At 49.0% G+C, this 21,628-nt stretch carries 16 protein-coding genes and 1 pseudogene; 4 read left to right on the top strand and 13 right to left on the bottom strand.

The features are described 5' to 3' along the window. Positions 1-25: 25 nt before the first annotated feature. The 8 genes from KTH89_RS13475 to KTH89_RS13440 form a co-directional block, all read right to left on the bottom strand. Positions 26-970: a CFI-box-CTERM domain-containing protein gene (locus KTH89_RS13475; protein WP_158346916.1), complete on the bottom strand. Its 945-nt coding sequence runs from the start codon at positions 968-970 to the stop codon at positions 26-28. A 110-nt stretch (positions 971-1,080) separates the two neighbouring features. Next, a complete protein-coding gene (locus KTH89_RS13470) occupies positions 1,081-1,809 on the bottom strand; it encodes a YebC/PmpR family DNA-binding transcriptional regulator (protein WP_158346917.1) in 729 nt (242 codons plus the stop codon). Between the two features lie 99 nt (positions 1,810-1,908). Continuing rightward, positions 1,909-2,841, bottom strand: a complete 933-nt coding sequence (locus tag KTH89_RS13465; RefSeq protein WP_158346918.1) for an AEC family transporter — start codon at positions 2,839-2,841, stop codon at positions 1,909-1,911. Then, positions 2,842-4,203, bottom strand: a complete 1,362-nt coding sequence (locus KTH89_RS13460; protein WP_158346929.1) for a hemolysin family protein — start codon at positions 4,201-4,203, stop codon at positions 2,842-2,844. It abuts the gene before it with no gap. Positions 4,204-4,385: 182 nt separating this feature from the next. Further along, positions 4,386-4,733 carry a type II toxin-antitoxin system PemK/MazF family toxin gene (locus KTH89_RS13455; protein ID WP_158346919.1) on the bottom strand — a complete coding sequence of 116 codons (348 nt, stop codon included), beginning with the start codon at positions 4,731-4,733 and terminating at the stop codon, positions 4,386-4,388. Between the two features lie 142 nt (positions 4,734-4,875). After that, the gene (gene alr / locus KTH89_RS13450; RefSeq protein ID WP_238722092.1) at positions 4,876-6,045 is read right to left on the bottom strand and encodes an alanine racemase; all 1,170 of its coding nucleotides are present in this window, start codon (positions 6,043-6,045) and stop codon (positions 4,876-4,878) included. A 118-nt stretch (positions 6,046-6,163) separates the two neighbouring features. Further along, entirely contained in the window at positions 6,164-7,651 is a 1,488-nt protein-coding gene (locus tag KTH89_RS13445; protein WP_238722053.1) for an NAD(P)H-hydrate dehydratase, read from the bottom strand. After that, entirely contained in the window at positions 7,652-8,314 is a 663-nt protein-coding gene (locus tag KTH89_RS13440) for a redox-sensing transcriptional repressor Rex (protein ID WP_158346921.1), read from the bottom strand. It abuts the gene before it with no gap. A 303-nt stretch (positions 8,315-8,617) separates the two neighbouring features. On the opposite strand from KTH89_RS13440, the pseudogene KTH89_RS25280 reads away from it, so the two are divergent. The 4 genes and pseudogenes from KTH89_RS25280 to KTH89_RS13425 form a co-directional block, all read left to right on the top strand. Next, a pseudogene (locus KTH89_RS25280) lies at positions 8,618-9,070 on the top strand (ATP-binding cassette domain-containing protein); the annotation flags it as partial. Between the two features lie 69 nt (positions 9,071-9,139). Continuing rightward, on the top strand, positions 9,140-10,471 hold the full coding sequence (locus KTH89_RS13435) for an ABC-F family ATP-binding cassette domain-containing protein (RefSeq protein ID WP_456298706.1): 1,332 nt from the start codon (positions 9,140-9,142) through the stop codon (positions 10,469-10,471). A 158-nt stretch (positions 10,472-10,629) separates the two neighbouring features. Continuing rightward, positions 10,630-11,496, top strand: coding sequence for a DeoR/GlpR family DNA-binding transcription regulator (locus KTH89_RS13430; protein WP_158346923.1), 867 nt, complete (start codon positions 10,630-10,632; stop codon positions 11,494-11,496). A gap of 643 nt (positions 11,497-12,139) precedes the next feature. Further along, the gene (locus KTH89_RS13425; RefSeq protein WP_238722050.1) at positions 12,140-16,870 is read left to right on the top strand and encodes a beta-L-arabinofuranosidase domain-containing protein; all 4,731 of its coding nucleotides are present in this window, start codon (positions 12,140-12,142) and stop codon (positions 16,868-16,870) included. A gap of 146 nt (positions 16,871-17,016) precedes the next feature. Here the strand turns inward: KTH89_RS13425 and yqeC are convergent, their stop codons facing one another. From yqeC to KTH89_RS13400, 5 genes are all read right to left on the bottom strand, one after another. Next, positions 17,017-18,243, bottom strand: a complete 1,227-nt coding sequence (gene yqeC, locus KTH89_RS13420; RefSeq protein WP_158346924.1) for a selenium cofactor biosynthesis protein YqeC — start codon at positions 18,241-18,243, stop codon at positions 17,017-17,019. A 3-nt stretch (positions 18,244-18,246) separates the two neighbouring features. Then, positions 18,247-18,807, bottom strand: coding sequence for an SMC-Scp complex subunit ScpB (scpB, locus tag KTH89_RS13415; protein ID WP_275061627.1), 561 nt, complete (start codon positions 18,805-18,807; stop codon positions 18,247-18,249). Positions 18,808-18,832: 25 nt separating this feature from the next. After that, positions 18,833-19,573, bottom strand: coding sequence for a segregation and condensation protein A (locus tag KTH89_RS13410; protein ID WP_158346926.1), 741 nt, complete (start codon positions 19,571-19,573; stop codon positions 18,833-18,835). 477 nt (positions 19,574-20,050) lie between these two features. Then, positions 20,051-20,635: a hypothetical protein gene (locus KTH89_RS13405; protein WP_158346927.1), complete on the bottom strand. Its 585-nt coding sequence runs from the start codon at positions 20,633-20,635 to the stop codon at positions 20,051-20,053. Positions 20,636-21,403: 768 nt separating this feature from the next. Then, positions 21,404-21,628: hypothetical protein (locus tag KTH89_RS13400; protein ID WP_238722049.1), on the bottom strand; the 225-nt coding region annotated here is incomplete at its 5' end.

The raw sequence follows: 21,628 nt of genomic DNA, 5'->3' as shown, positions 1-21,628 counted from the left end.
CTTCAGTCAAAACACATGGGACAGCTTAGAAAAGATATTCTTTCTGTAATTCTCTTACCATCTTGGAATAAATCTCCTGGCACTCTGTGTTTTTATCTTCTTCTATTAGTTTTATGCAGGGAGACAGATATTGCTCCCAAATACTTTCATAAACTTCTCTGCGGTCCGTGCGTTTATTGATCCTTTTGACAATCGTCGGCGCGATATCATAATACTCTTTGATAATCGCATCGCCGCCGTCCTGATTGGCCAGATATTGATCTCTGTAATTACGCAGGAGGGTCAATTCATAGCAGTCATCCGGTTTTCCCAGGCTCTCACAGACTGCCGTAGTAATATAACAGAATTTTCTTCGGAATCCACCGTTGATGTCCGCAAAGGAAGCTTTTCCCACATGGTGCTGCGGAAACTCCTGATTCCATAATTCCAGAATCCGGTCCGCTAACGGGTCGGAGGACTCCCCTTTATATTCCAGAATGGTGGGTATGGCAAAAACGACCAGCCCCATATTGAAATCCATGATTTTCTGGCTCCGGGGACCTTTTCTGGTGATAGGCTCCAGCTCTTTGCGCGCCTTATCCACCACAGCCGCAGACAGGTCGTTTAACACGCTGTCTTTGTCCTCTGCCATCTGATAGACACTTTCAATCGCTTCCAATGTTACGATGTGCTGCATATAATGCTTCCGGAAAGCTCCCTCGTACAGGCCTTTCTTAAAGTTTACCAACGGCTGATCCATATTGAAGAGGATCTGGGGAATTCCCTCCATGGCCATCTGATAATCCCGCTCATAGGCTCTTTCGTCTTTTTTCTTTTTTTCCGCCTCGGCCTGTTTTTGCGATTCTTCCTGCTTTACCGCGGCAGCCGTTTCGATTTCCTCGCCACAGTACATACAGATGATTTTGTCACGATCCCTGGGAATCTGCAGTACTCCCTGGCACTTCGGGCATTTTCCTTCGATAAATTCCATGAGCTTTCCTCCGTAAAATTGATTTCTACCTGTGCCGCATTCACTGCGGCTTAATTTCAGGTATGGTGTAACCATTTCCGCCGGCACAAGATACTTCCCGCTGCTATTTTTTATTCGTCCAGATTGTGATATACATTTTGCACGTCATCATCTTCATCCAACAGATCCAGCGTTTTCTGGAACCATTTCCGGTCTTCGTCGCTGATCGTTTCCACCCAGGTCTGGGGGATCATGGTCACTTCCGCGTTGGCCATGGGGATTTTCGCCTCTTCTAATTTTTCCCGCACGCTGCTGAAATCATCCGGATCTGTGATAATTTCGTAGCTGTCCTCTTCTTCGGAAAAATCTTCCGCTCCCGCATCCAGCGCCGTCATCATGATATCATCCGCGTCCATATCGCACTCTTCTTTGTCGATGATGATCTGGCCTTTTTTGTCAAACATAAAAGACACGCAGCCGGGTGTTCCGATATTGCCGTTTCCTTTTGTAAACGCGCTGCGCACATTGGCCGCGGTACGGTTCTTATTATCAGTCAGCGCATCCACGATCACCGCGATTCCGCAGGGGCCGTATCCCTCATAGGAGACATATTCGTAATTTACGGAATTCGCGTCTCCGGCCGCCTTTTTAATTCCCCGGTCGATGGTATCGTTGGGCATATTATTGGCTTTCGCTTTGGCAATTACGTCCCGCAATCTGCTGTTATTGGCGGGATCTGCGCCGCCTTCTTTGACCGCAACGGCAATTTCTCTTCCGATTATCGTAAATACTTTTCCTTTAGCCGCGTCGTTCCGCTCTTTTTTATGTTTGATATTAGCAAATTTCGAATGTCCGGACATAACTATTCTCCTCTTCTTTCTACAAAAATATCCATTTTGTATTTTAACATCCTTTGTTTTAAATGACAAGATACAATTACATTGCCATCAGCAGGGCCTTTACATCGACAACAGCCAAGCCAGAACCGGTATAGACAAAAATGACATGAGCGTGGTCAGGAACACATATCTGGACGCGGTGTTGGCGTCACTGTTATATTCAATGGCAAACATGGCGGTGATGCTGGCGCAGGGCATACCGGCAATGATGACCAGAAGTCCCAGCACGATGGGGTTCTCGATAAACAGGCGGCCCACCAGCCAGAACAGCGCCGGTATCAGTACCACCTTCATGATACTGAACAGATAGGCTTTACCGTCTGTGAAGACAGACTTCAGGGGGATTCCCGCCATGGTCGAACCGATCACGATCATAGACAGCGGCGTTGTCGCGTTTCCAACGATGGAACAGGTATCCGCGATCACATCCGGCAGCTTCAAATCCAGCAGATAGATCAGCATCGCCAGCACTGCCATCAGGGTCCCCATATTGCAGATTTTTTTCCAGTTGATCTTCCCCGCTGCGCCGTCGGATACATCCTTCTGGATCAGATAGACCCCAAGCGTAAAGGCCAGCAGGTTAAAAGCCAGGTTAAACATGGACGCATAGAACAGGGATTCCGTTCCGAATATTACCTGCGCCACAGGAAATCCCATGAATCCCACGTTGGGAAAGATGGTCATAAACTGAAACAGGCCCTTTTGATTGTCTTTTACATGAAAAAGCCTGGGAACCATAAGGCTTATGACTCCCAAAGCAATATAGAGCAGAAATGCCAGCCCCAGCACCATAAAAGCTTCCGATTTGCTGCCATTCGCATTTCCGCCCGCCACGGCGGATACGATCAGCAGCGGGCAGCAGATATTCAGTATCAGTGCCGATAATTTCTGATTGCCCGTGCCGTCCAGTATTCCCGCTTTGTTCGCCGCATACCCGATTAATATCATCAGGAACAGCGAGATCATTTTTTCGATCACCATTAGCAAATCCATTTACTCATCTTCCCCAGTCGTTTCCGTCTCCGGAATTTTCTCTACGCTTACTTCCTGAATCATCTTATTCTCCACGGACAGCACGTGGAAGAGATAGCCCCCGTATTCCACGGTAAAGGCTTCCCCGTCCTTGGGTATCCGGTCCAAAAGTGATATCAGAAAGCCGTTCAAAGTCTCGTATTCTTCCGCAAATTCGATTCCAAGCAGTTCCTCGATATCCTCAAGTTCGGTCATCCCCTCCATCCGGTAGGTACCGTCCGCCTGCTCTTCGATCTGCTCCTCATCCTCATCATATTCATCCAGAATGCTTCCCACAATTTCTTCCAGAATATCTTCCATGGCTACCAGCCCTTCGGTCTGGCCGTATTCGTCCACCACGATTACCATATGCATTTTCATGGACTGCATGCTCTTAAACAACAGATCGATATTTCTGGTCTCAGGGATAAACACCACCGGACGGACCAGGCCTTCCACCTGGCTGATCGGAAGACCGCGCTGTTCTTCCTTCTGGTAACAAACCATGACATCCTTAAGGTGCAGGATTCCTGTTATATTATCAATGTCCTCTTCGTAAACAGGAAATCTGGATTTGTTCTGCTCCACCACAAAGCGGTAAGCCTCCTCCAGGGTCTGGCTGTTCTCCATCGCCACGATATTTTTCCGGTGGGTCATAATATCTTTGGCTTCTTTCTCTCCGAACTCCACAATATTTGTGATCATTTCCGCTTCGCTGGCTTCCAGGACACCCTGTTCATGCCCTTCATGCACCATGGAAATGATCTCATCCTCCGTCACTCCCGGTCCCGAATGCGGGTCCATCCCCAGTATCCGTACACAGAAATTCGAAGTCTTCGTGATCAAATATGTAAGCGGATAAAGCATCGTTGTCACAGCGTTCATCAGACCTACCAGCCCGTATGCAAAACTCTCGGGCCTTCGTTCCGCTATTTTTTTCGGAGCCAGAACCCCGAAACTCAACAGAAGGTATACAAATACGGCTGTTATAATTACCAGTACGCCTCTCTCCAGCACTACTGGCGGGATTCTATACGTCAGCTCCGGCCAGGCGTCGGAAACCATCCAGCGGTAAATCGTTATGGAACAGATCCGGACTTCATAGAACCCAATGATAATCGCCATCAATGTCACGGATAACTGGTTCGCATTGATAAAGGGAATCGGGTTGTCCATCATCGCCTTCAGTTTCATTGCCTTCTTATCGCCTGTCTGGGCCCGTTCCTCGACCTGCTTGTTATTAATCGCCTGCAGTGCCGCTCCGAACCCGTAAAACAGGGCGTCGATCAGGACAAATACCAGGAAAACCAGAATCCCTATACTGGGACTGCCGCCATCTTCCATTCTTCTCTCAAACTCCTTTTCAATAAGCGCCGCATTTGCTGCGGCTTAATTCAGGTATGGTGTAATCCATTTCATTCAGTGCTGCTGCATCTACTGCAGCTAAATTCAGGTATGGTGTAACCATTTCCTTATTTTTTAAACTATATCATGATGCCTGTACTGCGTCAAGGTACGTCCCCGTCTTATGTATCCAAATCCAAACTGATGAGCAGGGCCTTATCCACCTTCTCCAGGATTTCCTGATCCAGATGGCATACCTTATCCTTTAACCGTTTCTTATCGATTGTGCGCAGCTGTTCCAACAGGATCACGGAATCCTTCACCACTCCGTACTTGTGTGCATCCAGTGCCACATGGGTGGGCAGCTTGGGCTTATTCATTTTCGATGTAATCGCCGCACAGATCACTGTGGGGCTGTGTTTGTTTCCTACGTCATTTTGTATAATCAATACGGGACGGATACCGCCCTGTTCGCTGCCGATCACCGGCCGCAGATCCGCATAAAATATGTCGCCTCTTTTAATAATCACTACATTCACACTCCGCTTTATTCTTTCCCTGTCATCCTATAGGCCTGTGGCCGAATACCGGCCGTTTCCTATAGTATTGCCTGATCTTTTGCGTGTATACTATGTATCCGTGATTTTTCTGCCGACATGTTCTTACACGGTTTTATTCCTCAAAATTATCCCTGGTCTCCACAGTTCTGCCATGCTCCTTATACACCCTGGGAATCCGTTTCCCCAGATCACATACGAACTCATAGTGAAACCGTCCTGAGAGCCCGGACAGCTCCCCTACGCCTATTTCTTCTCCGCCGTCGGTTCCGATCATGGTAACCAGGTCTCCCTGGGTAACCCCTTCGATCCCGGTGACATCCACCATGAACTGATCCATACAGATTCTGCCCAGAATCTTCGCGCGTCTGCCGCGTATCAGGACCTCTCCTTTATTGGACAGGGTCCGCGGATAACCGTCACCATAGCCGACCGGAACCGTGGCCACCACCGTCTTTCGCTCTGTGACAAAAGTGGAACCATAACTGATCCCCACCCCCGCCGGCAGCTCCTTTACATAAACCACCCGGCTGTACAGGGACAACGCCGGTTTTAACCGCACGGTAGTCTTTTCCACTTCCTCAGAAGGGTACAGGCCATAGATGGATATCCCCGCCCTGACCGCGTCCATATTTGCTTCCGGCAGTTCAATGATACCGGCGCTGTTGGAGCAATGTTTAAGCGGTATGGCAACCCCCGCTTCCTCAAGCTGCCGCGTAAAATCCGAAAACCGGCGTATCTGCTCATGAGCCGGTTCCTTCTCCTTTTCATCCGCCCTGGCGAAGTGGGTAAAGATCCCTTCGATGATCAGATTGGGCATAGCCGCGATCTGCTTTATTTTCTCAATGCTCTCTTTTGTATCCGGGAAACCGATCCGGCTCATCCCGGTATCCACTTTCACATGGATCTTCACAGGCTCATTGGATTTTACCGCTTCCTCCGACAGCTGCGCGGCCGTGTCCATACGGAAAACCGTCGGCCGGATACCCTGATCCAGAAGCACCTGATAATGTTCCGGAAACACATACCCCAGAATCAGGATTGGTTTCGTAATCCCATGATTTCTCAAAATCAGGGCCTCCTCCGCGGTCGCCACCGCGAACCCCCACACATAGTCATACCCTTCCACCAGACGGGCGACCGGTACCGCTCCGTGACCGTAACCGTCCGTTTTCACAACTGCAATCACAGACGTTCCCGGTGATAAATTACTGTGCATCTGTTCCATATTATATGCTATCGCATCCAAATTCACTTCTGCAAACACCCTGCTGTAAGTCTTCATGTTTTCCTCCAGTGCCGCATTTACTGCGGCTAAATCCAGGTATGGTGTAACCATTTCCTCCAGTGCCGCATTTACAGCGGCTAAAATTCAGGTGTAACCATTTCCTCCAGTGCCGCATTCACTGCGGCTTTAATATTTCCGAAATACTGTCCACCAGGTCATGCGCCATCAGGCCGTACATTCCGCACCTCTTTGCGGCAGCGTCTCCTGCCCTTCCATGCAGAAATACCCCGAAAGCCGCGGCCTCCTCCACCGGCATATGCTGGGCGATCAGGCCTGTGATCACCCCAGTCAGTACATCCCCGGATCCCCCGGTGGCCATTCCGTTATTGCCGGTCCGATTGATATAGATTCTCTGATCCGGTGTGGCCACAACCGTCCTGGCATCTTTCAGCACACAGGTCAGCTCATTCTCCCTTGCAAACTCTGCGGCTGTGTGCAAAAGATCCGATGAGATATCCGATATCTCTTTTCCCGTCAGCCGGCTCATCTCTCCCAGGTGAGGCGTTATGATTACCTGCTGCTTATGCTCCTTCAGCCATTCCGGGTGCCCAGCCAGCAGATTCAGCCCGTCTGCATCGATTATCAGCGGGATCTGCGCATTTTTCAAGACGTACTCCAAAACCCGCAGCGCCGTAAAGCTTTTACCAAGACCAGGCCCTATCGCAGCCACATCCGCCCACTTAAGGCTCTCCTTCAGAGCTTCTAGTGAAGCTTCCTCTTCCTTATAAGTAGTAAGTACCGCTTCCGGAATCAGATTCTGCAGGATGTGGCGGTTTGTCTCCCCGGTATAGATCCGGACCAGCCCGGCGCCCATCCGATACGCAGCCTTTGCCGAAAGATAGGCCGCTCCGGCCATATTCGCTGCTCCGGCCACCAGAAGAACCTTTCCGAAAGATCCCTTATTCGAATATGCCGGACGTTCCGGCAATCTCTCCAGATCTTCCTTCCCGTACGTATACACGGGGGGAGGGGTTTCAAGTCCCCGGCAGTTAATTCCGATATCCTGTACCGACACCCTGCCTGCATATCCGGCTCCCGGATACAGCAGCAGTCCTATTTTTTCATAAGCAAACGTCACGGTTACATCCGCTTTTACGGCCACGCCCATGATCCGGCCGTCATCGGCGTTTATACCGGAGGGCACATCCACAGACAGGACAAAGGCCTCCGACTCATTAACCATCCGGATGCACTGTGCATAGTCCCCCGTTACTTCTCTGGTAAGTCCGATGCCAAAAATAGCATCCACTATCATAGTATATTCCGACGAAGGCATTTTGCTTACCGGTTCCAGCCCAATCGCACGCAAAATTCCCAACTGCGCAGCCGCCTGGGCAGAACATTTCTCTTCCTCGCCGGCCAGATACACGTCCACCGGTATCCCCTTTTCGTAGAGAAGCCTGGCCACCGCCATGCCGTCTCCCCCGTTATTTCCGGTGCCGCACACCACCAGTACCCGCTTAAGATCACAGCCGCAGGACAAGGCCTCCCGGACTACAGCTAGAGCTGCCCGCTCCATCAGTACCATGGAGGGCAGCCCTACTTTTTCAATCGTATAGTTGTCACAGCATTTCATTTCCTGAGAGTTCAATACATACTTCAATTATTTCTTCTCCTTTTTACCCGACTTATGCTCTTCTTCGTATCTGGTCAGGTTATAAGACAGACGCATAATGCTTTCGGAGAGATGTACATTTTCCACCATCACGCCTTCGGGAACATTCAGATCCGTATGCGCAAAATTCCAGATCGCGCGGACTCCGTAAGAAATCAACTGGTCGGCCACTTCCGTTGCGCTCGTCTTAGGAAGGGTCAATGTCGCGATCTGAATATCATTCTCCCGGATAAATTCCTCCATCTGCTCCATAGGCATAATCGGTATTCCCCGGACCGTTCTCCCGGACAGCTTCGGATTAATATCGAAAATCCCTTTTACAATGAATCCGCGTTTTTCAAATGCCGGATAATTAGCCAGCGCCTGACCCAGATTTCCTCCTCCGATAATGATGACATTATGTTTCTTATCCAGACCCAGCAGGCGTCCGATCTCATCATACAAATATTTGACATTATACCCATATCCCTGCTGGCCAAAACCACCGAAATTATTCAAATCCTGGCGTATCTGCGACGCCGTCACCCTCATCCGTTCGCTCAGTTCATTGGAAGAAATCCGCTCCACGCCGCTTTCCATCAATTCTCCCAGATAACGATAATATCTTGGCAGCCTGCGAATAACCGCCTTTGAAATTTCCTTCTCTTCCACGGTACTTCCTCCTAGCTCATATCATGTTTCCATTATATAATATCTGCCAAATTATTGTCAAACCTTATTGGGGAAAGTTGTGCACTTTTTCCCATTAATAAGGACGGGATTTTTATTTGGCGGGATCGCTTTCCTATGGACATTTCTATGGAACAAGAAACTATTGAATTCAAACAGGGGGCTAGGGTATAATGGGTTCAACTGTATGTGCAAAATGCAGAGTACGAACGAAAGGAATGGGTAGGTATGATATTAGCTTGCCAGAGTATACATAAGGCATTTGGAGAAGAAACGATTCTTTCGGATATTTCTTTTCATATAGAAGAAAAAGAAAAAGCGGCGATCGTGGGAAATAACGGCGTCGGGAAATCCACGCTGCTTAAAATTATTGTGGGGGAGCTGACGGCGGATTCCGGTGAAGTGGTGATGGCCAAGGGGAAGACACTTGGGTATCTGGCACAGCATCAGGAGCTTATCAGCGGGCGCAGCATTTATGAGGAGCTTTTGTCGGTAAAACAGGATATTCTGGACATGGAGCAGCGGATCCGGCAGATTGAGGTGGATATGAAGTCGGTGGAGGGAGAGGCGCTGGATGAGCTGATGGCGGCTTATACCAGGCTCACCCATGAGTTTGAATTGAAGAACGGATATGCCTATAAGAGTGAGATCACAGGGGTTTTAAAAGGACTCGGGTTTGACGAGGAGGACTTTGAAAAAGCGGTGGACACCTTATCGGGCGGCCAAAAGACCCGGGTGTCTCTTGGCAGGCTCCTGTTGTCCAATCCAGATATCCTGCTGTTAGATGAGCCCACCAACCATCTGGATATGCAGTCCATCTCCTGGCTTGAGACATATCTGAAAGGGTATCCCGGGGCAGTGATCCTGGTGGCCCATGACCGTTATTTTCTAAACCGGATCGTAACGAAGGTGGTGGAGCTGGAACGGACCAAAGCCACGGTCTATCAGGGAAACTATACGGATTTTGCCCGGAAGAAGGCGATGCTTCGGGACGCGCTGGTGAAACAGTATCTGAACCAGCAGCGGGAACGCAGGCATCAGGAAGATGTGATTGCGAAGCTTCGTTCTTTTAACCGGGAAAAATCCATCCGCAGAGCGGAAAGCCGGGAAAAGCTGCTGAATAAGATGGAGCTGATGGAAAAACCGGCTGAGGATGCCGCGCAGATGCGGATTCATCTGGAGCCCCGCATTACCAGCGGAAATGATGTGCTGGCGGTTGAGAATCTTTCGAAGTCTTTCCCGCCCCTTATACTGTTCCGCGGGATTCATTTTGATATCAAGCGTGGGGAACGGGTCGCGCTTATTGGTAATAACGGCACCGGAAAGACGACGATTCTAAAGATTATTAACGGGCTGCTGCCGGCGGACGAAGGGGACATTATACTGGGGACGAATGTGCAGATCGGCTATTATGATCAGGAGCATCATGTCCTGCATATGGAGAAGACTCTGTTTGAGGAATTGTCGGACACCTATCCGGATTTGAATAACACCCAGATCCGGAATGTGCTGGCGGCATTTTTGTTTACCGGCGATGATGTGTTTAAGAGGATTGGCGATCTGAGCGGCGGTGAGCGGGGCCGAGTGTCCTTAGCGAAGCTGATGCTTTCCGAAGCCAATTTTCTGATTCTGGATGAGCCCACCAACCATTTGGATATCGCTTCCAAGGAAATTCTGGAAAACGCTTTGAACCAGTATACCGGCACCGTGTTTTATGTTTCCCACGACCGGTATTTTATCAATGAGACTGCCACCCGGATTCTGGATTTGACCGGCCAGACACTGGTCAACTATATTGGCAACTATGATTATTATTTGTCAAAGCGGGAAGAGTTAACACAGATTTATGCCGGCGAAACCACCGCAGACGAGGACGCAAATCCGGTTTCGGAAAACAAGCTTACCTGGCAGCAGCAAAAAGAAGAACAGGCCAGAATCCGAAAACGCGAAAATGATCTGCGTAAGTTAGAGGAACAGATCACGGAACTGGAAACCAGGGATGCGCAGATCGACCAGATGCTTACTTTGGAAGAAATCTACACGGATGTGGAACAATGTATCTTATTAAATAAGGAAAAAACGGATATCGCAGGACAGTTAGAAAAACTAATGATAAGCTGGGAAGAGTTGGCCGAGTAAAAACAGCGGCTCTTAAAAAACCTTGCCGACAATTTTCATGCATCACGCGTAAGCGGATAAAATACAGCCGCTATAAACTCATCGAAAAATTTCATAATTGATTAAAACTTGATGCCTGCCTGATCGTTTTATCACTAATTGTAAGTTTTTGTCATCCAATGAATCATTCATTGACATTTTATAACAATTTATATAACATTTTTTGTGAAGACAAAAGGAATATCTTTCTAGTGATAGCATGGGAGGAATATCAAGTGGTATTGACAGAACGATATTGCCAAATACTGGAATATATTCAGGAAAAAAAGGCTGTAACGGTGCAACAGCTCTGTAAGGAATTATATGCCAGTCCGGCAACCATCAGACGGGATTTAACTACATTAGAAAAATACCATTTGATACATCGGGTGCACGGTGGGGCTATCCTATATGAAAGCGGAAATACGGAACCTGCCTCATCGATCCGCCAGACCAAGAACATCACGGTAAAGAAAAGAATTGGTGATTTAGCCAGTGTGCTGGTAAAAGATTACAGCACGGTCTTTCTGGACTGCAGCACAACGGTTTACTACGCCGCCATGAGTCTGACGCAGATGCAAAAGCTTACGGTAGTCACCAATGGATTGAGTTGCGCGCAGTTTTTATCCCAACAGACGGATTGGGATATCTTTTTCCCGTCCGGTAAGGTAGAGAGCCAGATGGGAAGTACCACCGGGAGCGACACGATATTGGCATTATCTCATTTCTATGCGGATTTTGCTATCATATCCTGCACCGGGCTGATCCCCGACGGAATTACAGAAGCCAGCGTTGATCAGTCCCGCTATAAGCTGGCCATGCTGGAAAACTCCCAGACCCGCATTCTGTTGTGTGACAGTTCAAAATTCGGCAGCCGTTATTTCAGCAGGACCTGCGGTTTTGACCAAATCGATTATCTGGTGACGGATGTAAAGCCTCCGCCCGCTTATGCCGAGTTGTTTGAAAAACAGAATTGCCAGATTATCTATCCGGAGGATGATGTGTAATCTATTCTCTGATCAAATAGCTTCTATTTTTTATAGAGGCTGTTTTTTTATCGCTATGAGCACTTAGCACCTGTTTTTTAGGTGCTTACGTGCGATGCATGAAAAATAGTCAGCGAGGTTTTTTCGAGCGCTACTATTTTTTATCGCTATGAGCACTTAGCACCTGTTTTTTAGGTGCTACTATTTTTTCACTTTTATGATCATTTCTAATCGTTACGTGATCGTTTTTTGATCGTTAGTAAGCATTTCTCATACTGCCGCTCTCGCATTGACTTTTCCCCTGTTATCCACTAAATTTTTAAATATAAACAAATTATTAAGAGACTTTTAAAACTTTTTTGTAATTGTTTTACAATAGTTTTATTTCTAATTTTGTTAAATTACATCGATGTAACTTATAAATCAATTTTTTCACGACGGAGGGTGATCATTTTTACGGATTCAAAAGTAATCATTTCTTTAACATTTTTTAACAGCGTAACAATTTTATAACTTATGAGGAGGTTTTTTATGAACCGAATGTTACGGAAGAGTATCAGTATCTTACTGTCCGCCGCCGTATTATTGCCGTCGCTTCTGACCACCGGTCTTAACGGCTAAGGCGGAACCCTCGGCAGATTTAACGTTTAAGGAAGTCTGGGGATTGGATGGTATATCAGGTGAGGATTTATCAAATTCGATCGCAGACCCGTTTGGAATGCTGGGCGGCGGAAAATACTCCTGGTCTCTCGGTGAAGGGGGCGGCGTAAACGGGAGCAATGCTCTGGCCTTTACAGACCTGGCTGGAGAAGGAGCATACAGCGATTGTGATCTTCGCTATCATATGTTACCGGAAGGTACCAAAAACACAGACTGGAGCGGCGCTCAGGAATTATGGTTTTATGCCGATATGGGTAGTTTCGGTTCTGAGTCTAGCCAGATCCGGTTTGCATTTCAGGAAGAAATATTTAAATCAGACGGCAGCGGCAACGGTCTCCACGCGCTCGCTTTACGAGATGGGGCCACCTATGGGACCAATGACGGCGGCGGCTGGAAAAGCGGTACCGTCAGCAACAGTTGTGTAAATCTGGAGCCCGGTTTCCGGGGATGGGTCAGAATACCTCTGGACAGTTCTACCTTCAGCGCTTACTGGATGGGCGATGACACACTGTATCTCAAAAACGTAAATCAGTTGAATATGCATATAAATGGCAACGGAACCACACAGAATAAAACCGCTATGATCGACAGCTTTGGTGTGGTGGGTAATTTCGAAGACGGAACTTCTCTTCCCACCGATGCAGCGCCCACGATCCGGCAGGCCTGGAGCATTGAAGATATGGATAATTCCATACTGACTACGGCTGAAGGCGGTATGCTTGGAGATTACTCCGGTATGTTAAACGCAGATGCCCCTACCTGTGGCATATCCGTAGGTGAAGGCAGAGGCGTGGATGGTTCTAACGCGCTTGCATGGTCAAGCCTGAACACCCGGGACTGGTATGGCGATCTTGATTTTAAACTTACCGCGGCGCCCGGAGCGGTTATGGACTGGAGCGGCGCTTCTGAAGCCTGGTTTTATGTAGATGCGTCAGAGTTTGGAGATTCCGCAGAAATTCATTTCGCGTTCCAGGAAGGCACCCACAATGATGTGCTCCATGCTATGGAACTGAAGTCCGGAGTGGTCTTCCATGTGCAGAATGGTGATTCCTGGCAGACGAAAACAGTCGATGACAGACACCTGCTCGTTCTGGATCCCGGGTTCAGCGGCTGGGTACGCATTCCTTTGAATAACAGGACATGGTCTCAGTACTTTAATACCCACGGTGAAGATGACGGTAATATATACTTACATAATGTGAACCAGTTAAATATGCGTGTGAACGGCAGCGACGCGAATATCAATACAGCGGTCTACCTCGATGCTTTCTCCTTCGTCGGTGATGTTGGCGGTTCCGAGCTTCCCGTAAAGTCTACGGATAACCCGGCTGATGTTCCCGTATTCAACGGCGTAATTACAGGAGACCCGAATCTGAGTTGCTACAAAAACAGCGCAACTTCCATTATAGACTGCAGCGCAGCCAGTGCAAACGGCAGCTCCGTCAGCTATCGCATCGCTTCCGCACCGCAGAATGGACAAGCATTCATCAACCCGTCCAGCGGAACCCTGGTATATACGCCTAATTCCGGTTATTCCGGCCCTGACAGCTTTATCATCAGTGCCACGGATAATGTATTCCGGACTGCTTCTTTGGTCCTGAATGTAACCGTCAGTGAAGAGACCGATCCGGACCAGGGTGAAGTGATCGATCCTACGGAGCCTGAGTATCCGGCGGATGATGAGATCCCTATGAATCCTCCGCTGATGGCGCCTGATACCAAACGTGCTTCCAGCCATTTGACCGACATGAATCTGGAAGGTTATGTAGGCGGAAATATCCAGGGAAGTATTGATAACTGGCTGCTGCATGCTTTAGAAGACAACCCAAATATCATTGAACAAATCATAAGCACCGGAACTTCGAATCAAAACCCGACCCTGGCATCTTTGATGGGTGATGTTTATGCTATGGTAAGCGGCAATATCTACCAAATTGCAGTAGGTACTACCGGCGGAGACGGCCACACGATCAAATGGACCCACAATAAGAAAAATAGTTCTTACAATGACGTGGATCTCCGGTTCGGCAGTGATCCGAAGGCAGTCACGGACTGGAGCGGAGCAAAAGAGTTATGGTTCCAGTTAGACGCCTCCGAATTGACAGAAGGCACTCTGGATGTACGTTTTGCTTTCGAGGAGAGCAACACCTCTACGGATAACGGCCGGGAATCCTGGCAGTTAAAAGAGGGCCGGACCATCCGCCTGTGTGCGGACGGAACAAACTGGACAGATATTACCGTTAATGCAGACCGCACTTTTTCCGTACCCGCAGGCTTCAGCGGCTGGGTAAATATTCCCTTCAGCGCCGATTCCTTCGAAATATACTGGTCTGAAAAAGGATCTAACGATGTAATCGACCTGAAAGACGTTCACCAGTTCCAGATGCATATCAAAGGAACTGACCATACCTTAGGCAAGAGCTTCTACTTTGATAACTTCTCTATCGTAGGAGATGTAGGCGGTTCCGCGGACTCCCCGGCTCCCATGTCCGGCGGTGATACCTTCAAAACCGTATGGGATCTGGAAAATATCCGCGAAGGCGGAAACAGCTATACAGGCGCATTAGTCCCCTGGTACAGTGAATTTCCCGGAAAACTCTTAACGGGAATGGCCTATACCTACCGCTTATCCGACGATCCCGCCCTCCTGGCGGCCGGCGAGGAACTGGTAGCAGAATTAGCCAACGCGCAGGGGGAGGACGGATACCTTGGTATCTACACCGGCAGCGCACGCATGGGCGGCAACGGAGCCAACTGGGATGTGTGGAACCATTATCACTGCATCTACGGCCTCTATGACTGGTACCGCCTGACCGGCAATGAAACCGCATTGAAAACGGCCATTAAGGCAGCCGATTACGTCTATGATTATTTCGTAGAAGGCGGAAAGACCTTTGATTCCGCAGGCAGCCAGACCATGAATCTTGGCATCAGCCACGTGTTTGCACTGCTGTATCAATTTACCGGCGACACCAGATATCTGAATGCGGCCAAACAGATCATCGTGGAAGACTGGCCAAAATCCGGCGACTGGTTGAATAACGCCCAGGCCGGGAAAGAATATTATGAGTCCAAACTGCCAAGATGGGAAGCATTACATACGATAATCACACTTGGCTTATTATATGAGATTGAGGGAGATCCGATATACTATAACGCGCTGGAGGATATCTGGTGGAGTATCGCCAAGACAGACCGCCACAACGACGGCGGATTTACCAGCGGCGAGCAGGCTGTGGGAGATCCTTATAACACAGGCGCAATCGAGACCTGCTGTACCGTTTCCTGGATGGCTCTTGGAACGGAATACCTCCAGCTTTCCAAGAACTCTTATGTAGCTGACGAGTTAGAGCTCTCCTATTTCAACGGAATGTTAGGCGCCCTGTTGGAAGATGACAAATATGTAACCTACAATACTCCGATGGACGGCAGAAAAGTGGCCTCTCAGGTCGACATTGCCTTCCAGTACAACAGCGGCTCTCCTGACTTTAACTGCTGCCAGGCGAATCTCAGCCGCGGTCTGGGCGAGCTTTCCCAGTGGGGCGTGATCGGGAATGACACAGATCTATACCTGAATTACTACGGTCCTTCCGCAGCCAACACGCTGACTCCCGGCGGAAATGCCATTACCATTAAGCAGGAGACCGAATATCCGAAGGACGGCGCGATTAAAATCACCCTGGATATGGTGAAAAATGAAGCGTTCAACTTTAACTTACGTATTCCGGTATGGTCCTACACCAACACGGTAAAGGTCAACGGAGAGGAAATGAAGAATGTAGTTCCCGGCGAATATTACAGCATCAACCGGGAATGGAAAAACGGCGATGTCATCGAACTGGACCTGGAAATGAGCGTTCATTACTGGCTGGGCGAGAAGAATTACAAAGGTTATTCTTCCGTATACTACGGCCCCATCCTGTTGGCCCTGGATTCCAACTACAGTGACCTTGCAAGGGACGCTGCGAGATTCCAGACCACAGATCTTAAGAAGATGACCGTCTCCGACGGAAGCGGCAAGGGCTGCTGGCTCTTCTTTGAGACCAAGACCGTGAATGGTATCCCGGTAAAACTTGTGGACTTCGCAAGCGCAGGACAGGACAACAGCACCTATTACAGCTGGCTGAAAGTAAACCACAATATGAATTATCTGCCCTATGTAAAAGGCGGGAACCCGATTTGGAACAACTCCCCCGACCTTCCGTCCTACACCGTAACGGCGGGCAAGTCCGACGGCGGAAAAATTAAAATTCAAAAGGAAAAAGTTGCTTTCGGCGGTTCATCCAACTTTACCGTCACTACAGAGAAAGGATACACATTAAAAGACGTAACCTTAAATGGAAAATCATTGGGAGCCATCACTTCCTATGATCTGACCAATATCCGGCAGGATTATAAAGTATCTGCTGTGTTTGTCAAAGAAGGGGAAGAGCCGACACCGACTCCCGACCCCGGCAAACCTACGCCGACTCCGGATCCCGGTAAACCGACCCCGACTCCGGACCCTGGCAAACCCACTCCGACTCCGGACCCCGGCAAACCCACTCCGGCTCCTGGCGGTGACAACGGTTCCGGCAACAACGGCAATAACTCCGGTTCCGGCAACAGCGGTTCGGACAGTACAACCAATGCGCCTTCCACCGGTGACACGTCACCGATTATCCCGATCGTTATTCTTCTGATCGGTTCGGGCGCAGGTATCTTCTGCTTCCTGAAACGGAAATCCCGTGCATAAGGAGGAGCGGAAGAATAACAAAGCCTTTATCTAATTACTCTTCCAAATAATCATGAACGAAAAATCCCCCAAAAGCTTCACCACTTTTGGGGGATTTTTCCATTTATTTTACTCTTTCCGCCTGTCTTTTCAGGCTGCTTTTCCTTCTATTCAATATCCTGTGCCACCCAATAATCCTGTCCGGCCTCAGAATCCAGCAAATCAGCCTTATTAAAGATCACCCGGTATTTTTCACTGCTTACATCTTTTCGAAGCCCCTGAGGGCTTCTGGCGATCTTATTCAGATCTTCCATGGTAATTAAATGTCCTTCTCCAACCCCCAGAAGACCGGAAACCAGTTCCGGGCGGTGGCAGACTTCCCTGACCGGCCGGTTCAGGCTGTCCAGCCCTATAACTCCGATCACTACATCACTCCCGGGGAAAATAACCGGCTCATGTTCCGCCGGAGCTTTCAGAGGAAGTCCTTTTGCCCCGTCAGCCTCCACGATCAGATAATCCGGTATTCGGGCAAGTTCCGGATATAACCCTTCCCCGATGCCGGTAATTTTATTTCCAGAAACGCGTCTACCCACAGTCAGGCGCCGTTCCGACCCGAGCATATCGCTTACACGCTCCAGATCCTTTTTATCCTTAACCTCTACAAACCGTTCCGCCGGACACCACAGATGGGTGGTAGTCGTCATCAAGACACGCGCTCCCAGCTCACCCAGTTCCTCTGCCAGCCGATGCATCGTAGTCGTCTTCCCACCCGCCCCTACGATTGAAAATATTCTGTCCCGCTTTAGATCGATACGCAATTCTTCCAAAAGAGACACTCCATAAGGACGGTCGATATCCCTAAGTTCTCTGTCCTCCTCTGCTTCAACCCAGGTACAATCCTCCATGTGCCTTCGCACCACGGCCTTGCCTCCCCTGTCCCCATTCAGGCATCTCAGTTCCTCCAGATAGGCCGCGGAGAAGACCACCGGATTTCCCGGTTCCTTACCGTTTCTTACAAACGCGATCCCTTTGTCTGATCTTTCATATTCCGCAATGAGCCGTTTCATAGTAACCGCCTGCAGATACGGCTGGTCACAGACTGCGAACAGAAAAGCATCGGAATCCCCTGCCTGTTCAAGCCCCAGGCGTATGGAATGGGAAATACCTAGCTCCGGCTGATCATTGCGTACCACCACCCAATCGGACCGGCACAGCTGCCGCCCGATCTCCTCATACTGGGTAACGATAATTTTCCGGTAAAAAGAAAAACCAATCTCCGGAATCCGGTCCAGGATATTCCGATACATTGGTTTGCCGTTCACCACTGTTAACAGTTTGTTCCCGCCATAGCGCCTGGCGCTGCCGGCGGCCAGCAGAATCACACTTAATTTCATTGCTCATACCTCCAGTTTCAGCTGCGCCTCTTCCTCCGCCTGGGCTTTAAAATCCTCCATCTGTTCCGGATTCACACTGGGCAGGTCCTCGATGGAATGCACTCCGAACGCCCTTAAAAAATCCTCCGTCGTCCCAAACAGGATCGGTCTGCCCGGAGCGTCCAGCCGTCCCACCTCACAGACCAGATTATATTCGATCAGCTTATTCACCGCGTGATCGGACTTCACTCCCCGGATCTTCTCGATATCCAGCCGCGTCACCGGCTGCTTATAGGCGATAATACTGAGCGTCTCCAGCAGCACGTCGGTCAATACATATTTCCTGGGCTGTTTGGCTATCCGGATCAGCGCTTCGTACATCTCCGGTTTCGTGCTCATCTGGAAAGAGTCCTCCAGCTCGATAATCTGGATTCCCCGGTCCTCCGTTTTATATTTGTCCATCATATTATGTATAATTTTTCTGGTTGTCTCTTCATCATGGCCGATAGCCACAGCGATCTTTTTAAGTTCCACGGACTCTCCCATGGTAAATAAAATCGCTTCGATTGTCGCTTCGATTTTCATAAGTTCCACTTCTTACTCCTCTGTCCTATGCCGCACTGATCTGTATATCATCAAAAATATGTTCCTGCATGATCCGAATCCTGCCCATCTTCATAAGCTCCAGAACCGCCAGGAACGTAACGATCACCTGCATCTTCCCCGCCTGCTTCTCCAGCAGCTCCCGGAAGCTGAAATCCGGATGTTCCATAGCGTATTGCTCCACATAGGCGATCTTATCGGTCAGGCTGACTTCTTCCTTCTCTATTTTCCCGAACTTACTGCGCACCGGGTCAATCTTGTCCACCTGTTTCTTAATCACGGATTTGAAAATGTAATGCAGCTTCGACAAGGTCATATCCCCCATCAGCTCTGTCAAATCCACAGGTTCCACATACTCTTTCACTTCATCCGGCAGAGTCGGCGCCTTATAAAGCGCTTTTCCCGCATCGATCTGCCTGTCCCGCAGCTCGTAAGACATATACTTATACATCTTATATTCCAGCAGCTGTTCCACCAGTTCCTGTCTGGGATCTTCCTCTTCGCCCGCCTCGTTGACTTCTTTGGGCAGCAGCATCCGGGACTTGATATCGATCAAAGTGGCCGCCATCACCAGAAATTCACTCATCACATTCAAATCCTGCCGGTGCATTTCCTCTATATATTCCAGATACTGGTTCGTAATCTCCACAATCGGTATATCATAAATATTCACTTTATTCTTATCAATCAAATGCAGCAGCAGGTCCAAAGGACCCTCAAATGCCTGTAACTTAACCGGTATACCCATGTCCCTCTTCCTTTCACTCCTGTTATTGTACTAAGAAATCCATCGGAATGCAAGAAATTAGCGGGATAAGTTTTTGGGAGTTGATAAGGGGCCGGAGCTGGAGGGAGCAAGGGGCGCCGGCAGCGGAGGGCGTCAAGGAACGGGGGCCGTATCGCTTCGGCCGTACCTAAGAACGGGTAACTCCGAAGAGGGCGAAACCTCTGATTAGCAGGACCCGGGGCAAACTCGCCAAAATACGGCTCAAACAGTGCCCCGGGTCCTGCGAGGTTTCGTCCTCTTCTGCGTAACCCGTTCTAAGGTACGGCCTCAAGCGATACGGCCCCCGTTCCTTGACGCCCTCCGCTGCCGGCGCCCCTTGCTCCCTCCAGCTCCTACTTTAATTCATGCTTTGAAATGGTTTTCCGCGTCATGTTTGCGGGTGCAGGTGGCTGCAATGGTTGTCTGGTTGGGAAATCTCGTGTTGGTACTTTTTGCTGTTTAGTATATTAGCAGGACCAGCACCAGGGATATGAGAGGTGTTATGGTTCCCAGAAGAAGCTGCGACGGTGTATGCCGCTTCATTACCAGACACGCCCAGTATACGACCGGCAGAATCAATAAGGCCCAGTATCCGTTGAGTCCGCAGAAATGTACCAGTAAAGCCACAGGCCCCGCTACGCCGCAGGCATGACCGCTGGCTTTGATTTTCACTATTTTGTTTAAGATGGAAAGGATTACGCCGGATATCAGATAGGTCAGATAGATCTGTCGGACCCCTTTCGGCGCGCCTGCTGCAAAGGCGAATACCGTACCACAGATATATCCCACTACCGCCATGATAAACGCTAGCTTTCTCTGCCCATCCCTCCCCTGGTCCCGGAATCCGGGCAGCGCTTTTTGCAGCGGATAAGCCAGCAAAGGCAGCACCGTCAAAAATAAAACCGCCATCAAAAGCTGAAATATCCCTCCAAAAATCACCGGTCTGACCACATACAGTAAAATTAACGTAGCAAACGCCATAATCGGTGCTACCGTTACCGTCCTCACAAATTTTGCCGCCTTACTCTTCCTATCCTTCTCCATTCAATCATCCTTCCTTTCTCTCCCTGAAAATTATCTCCACGAACTCTCTTCCGTAAAATCAAAGGTTACTTCTTGTCCACCAAGTGCTTTGAATTTTTATATACAATATTCATTTCATGTACCTATAACCCTATTCCACAGTGTATTTTTATGTCCAAAAATCATTAAATATTTCTCCCTATGTTTCCTAAATTTCTATTTCGATATATTTTTTATTACGAACCACATTACATAGTAATTAATACTACATGTCATACTTTAACACTTTCCACTGCAATTGTCAATCAGCACGCGTATTCACTGTCTACTATGCTCATCATATCTTCTACTTACTAATACCTATAAATCGCCTATTCATTACTCATCATTTTATCTGTCACTCCATAATTATACTATTTACCAACTTACCCCAATAACAACTCCGATCATAAATGATACAGAAAAGCTTCTTCGTAGACCATATGGACCATATACTGCCAAACGCTCATCCCTAGACAGACCTATTATCCTCTCCATATTATTAACAACAATCTCCACAACCAATCGTAAACAACCACAAAAACTCCCCCAAAAACACGAAACTTCCTCCCGGCAAATACCAAAGCAGGGACTGCTGACCGAAGAGGTTGTGGAGAGGATGGTCTGGCTGCGGGCCTGCCCGTCCGGGCGGGGGGATTGCGGGCTTGCGGATAGGGACGGCCGCGGCTCTGCCGGGGATGAGGGGAGGATGGTCTGTCCTCTGCAGGCATAGGGCGGCTGAGCTGCTGCTTAGTGAAATCCGAAGGATGGATTCAGGAACCGAGCCTGTTCGCCGGGGCTGCCGCACTCACTTAGCATTCTTCCCGGAGGCATCGTATGGCCGCTGCATATGGCTTGGAACCGCAGGCGGTATCCGGGGACGCTCCGGGCGGCCGGGTTCTTTTGTATCTCCCTGGGGACGCATAGGGCGGCTGTGAATACGCTTAGTGAAATCGGAAAGCCGGATTCAGGATG

It is taken from the genome of Diplocloster agilis (assembly GCF_019042275.1).
GTDB classification, from domain to species: Bacteria; Bacillota; Clostridia; order Lachnospirales; family Lachnospiraceae; genus Diplocloster; species Diplocloster agilis.
The sequence above is the reverse complement of the archived record's forward strand: the minus strand, read 5'-3'. Positions and strand labels throughout refer to the sequence as shown.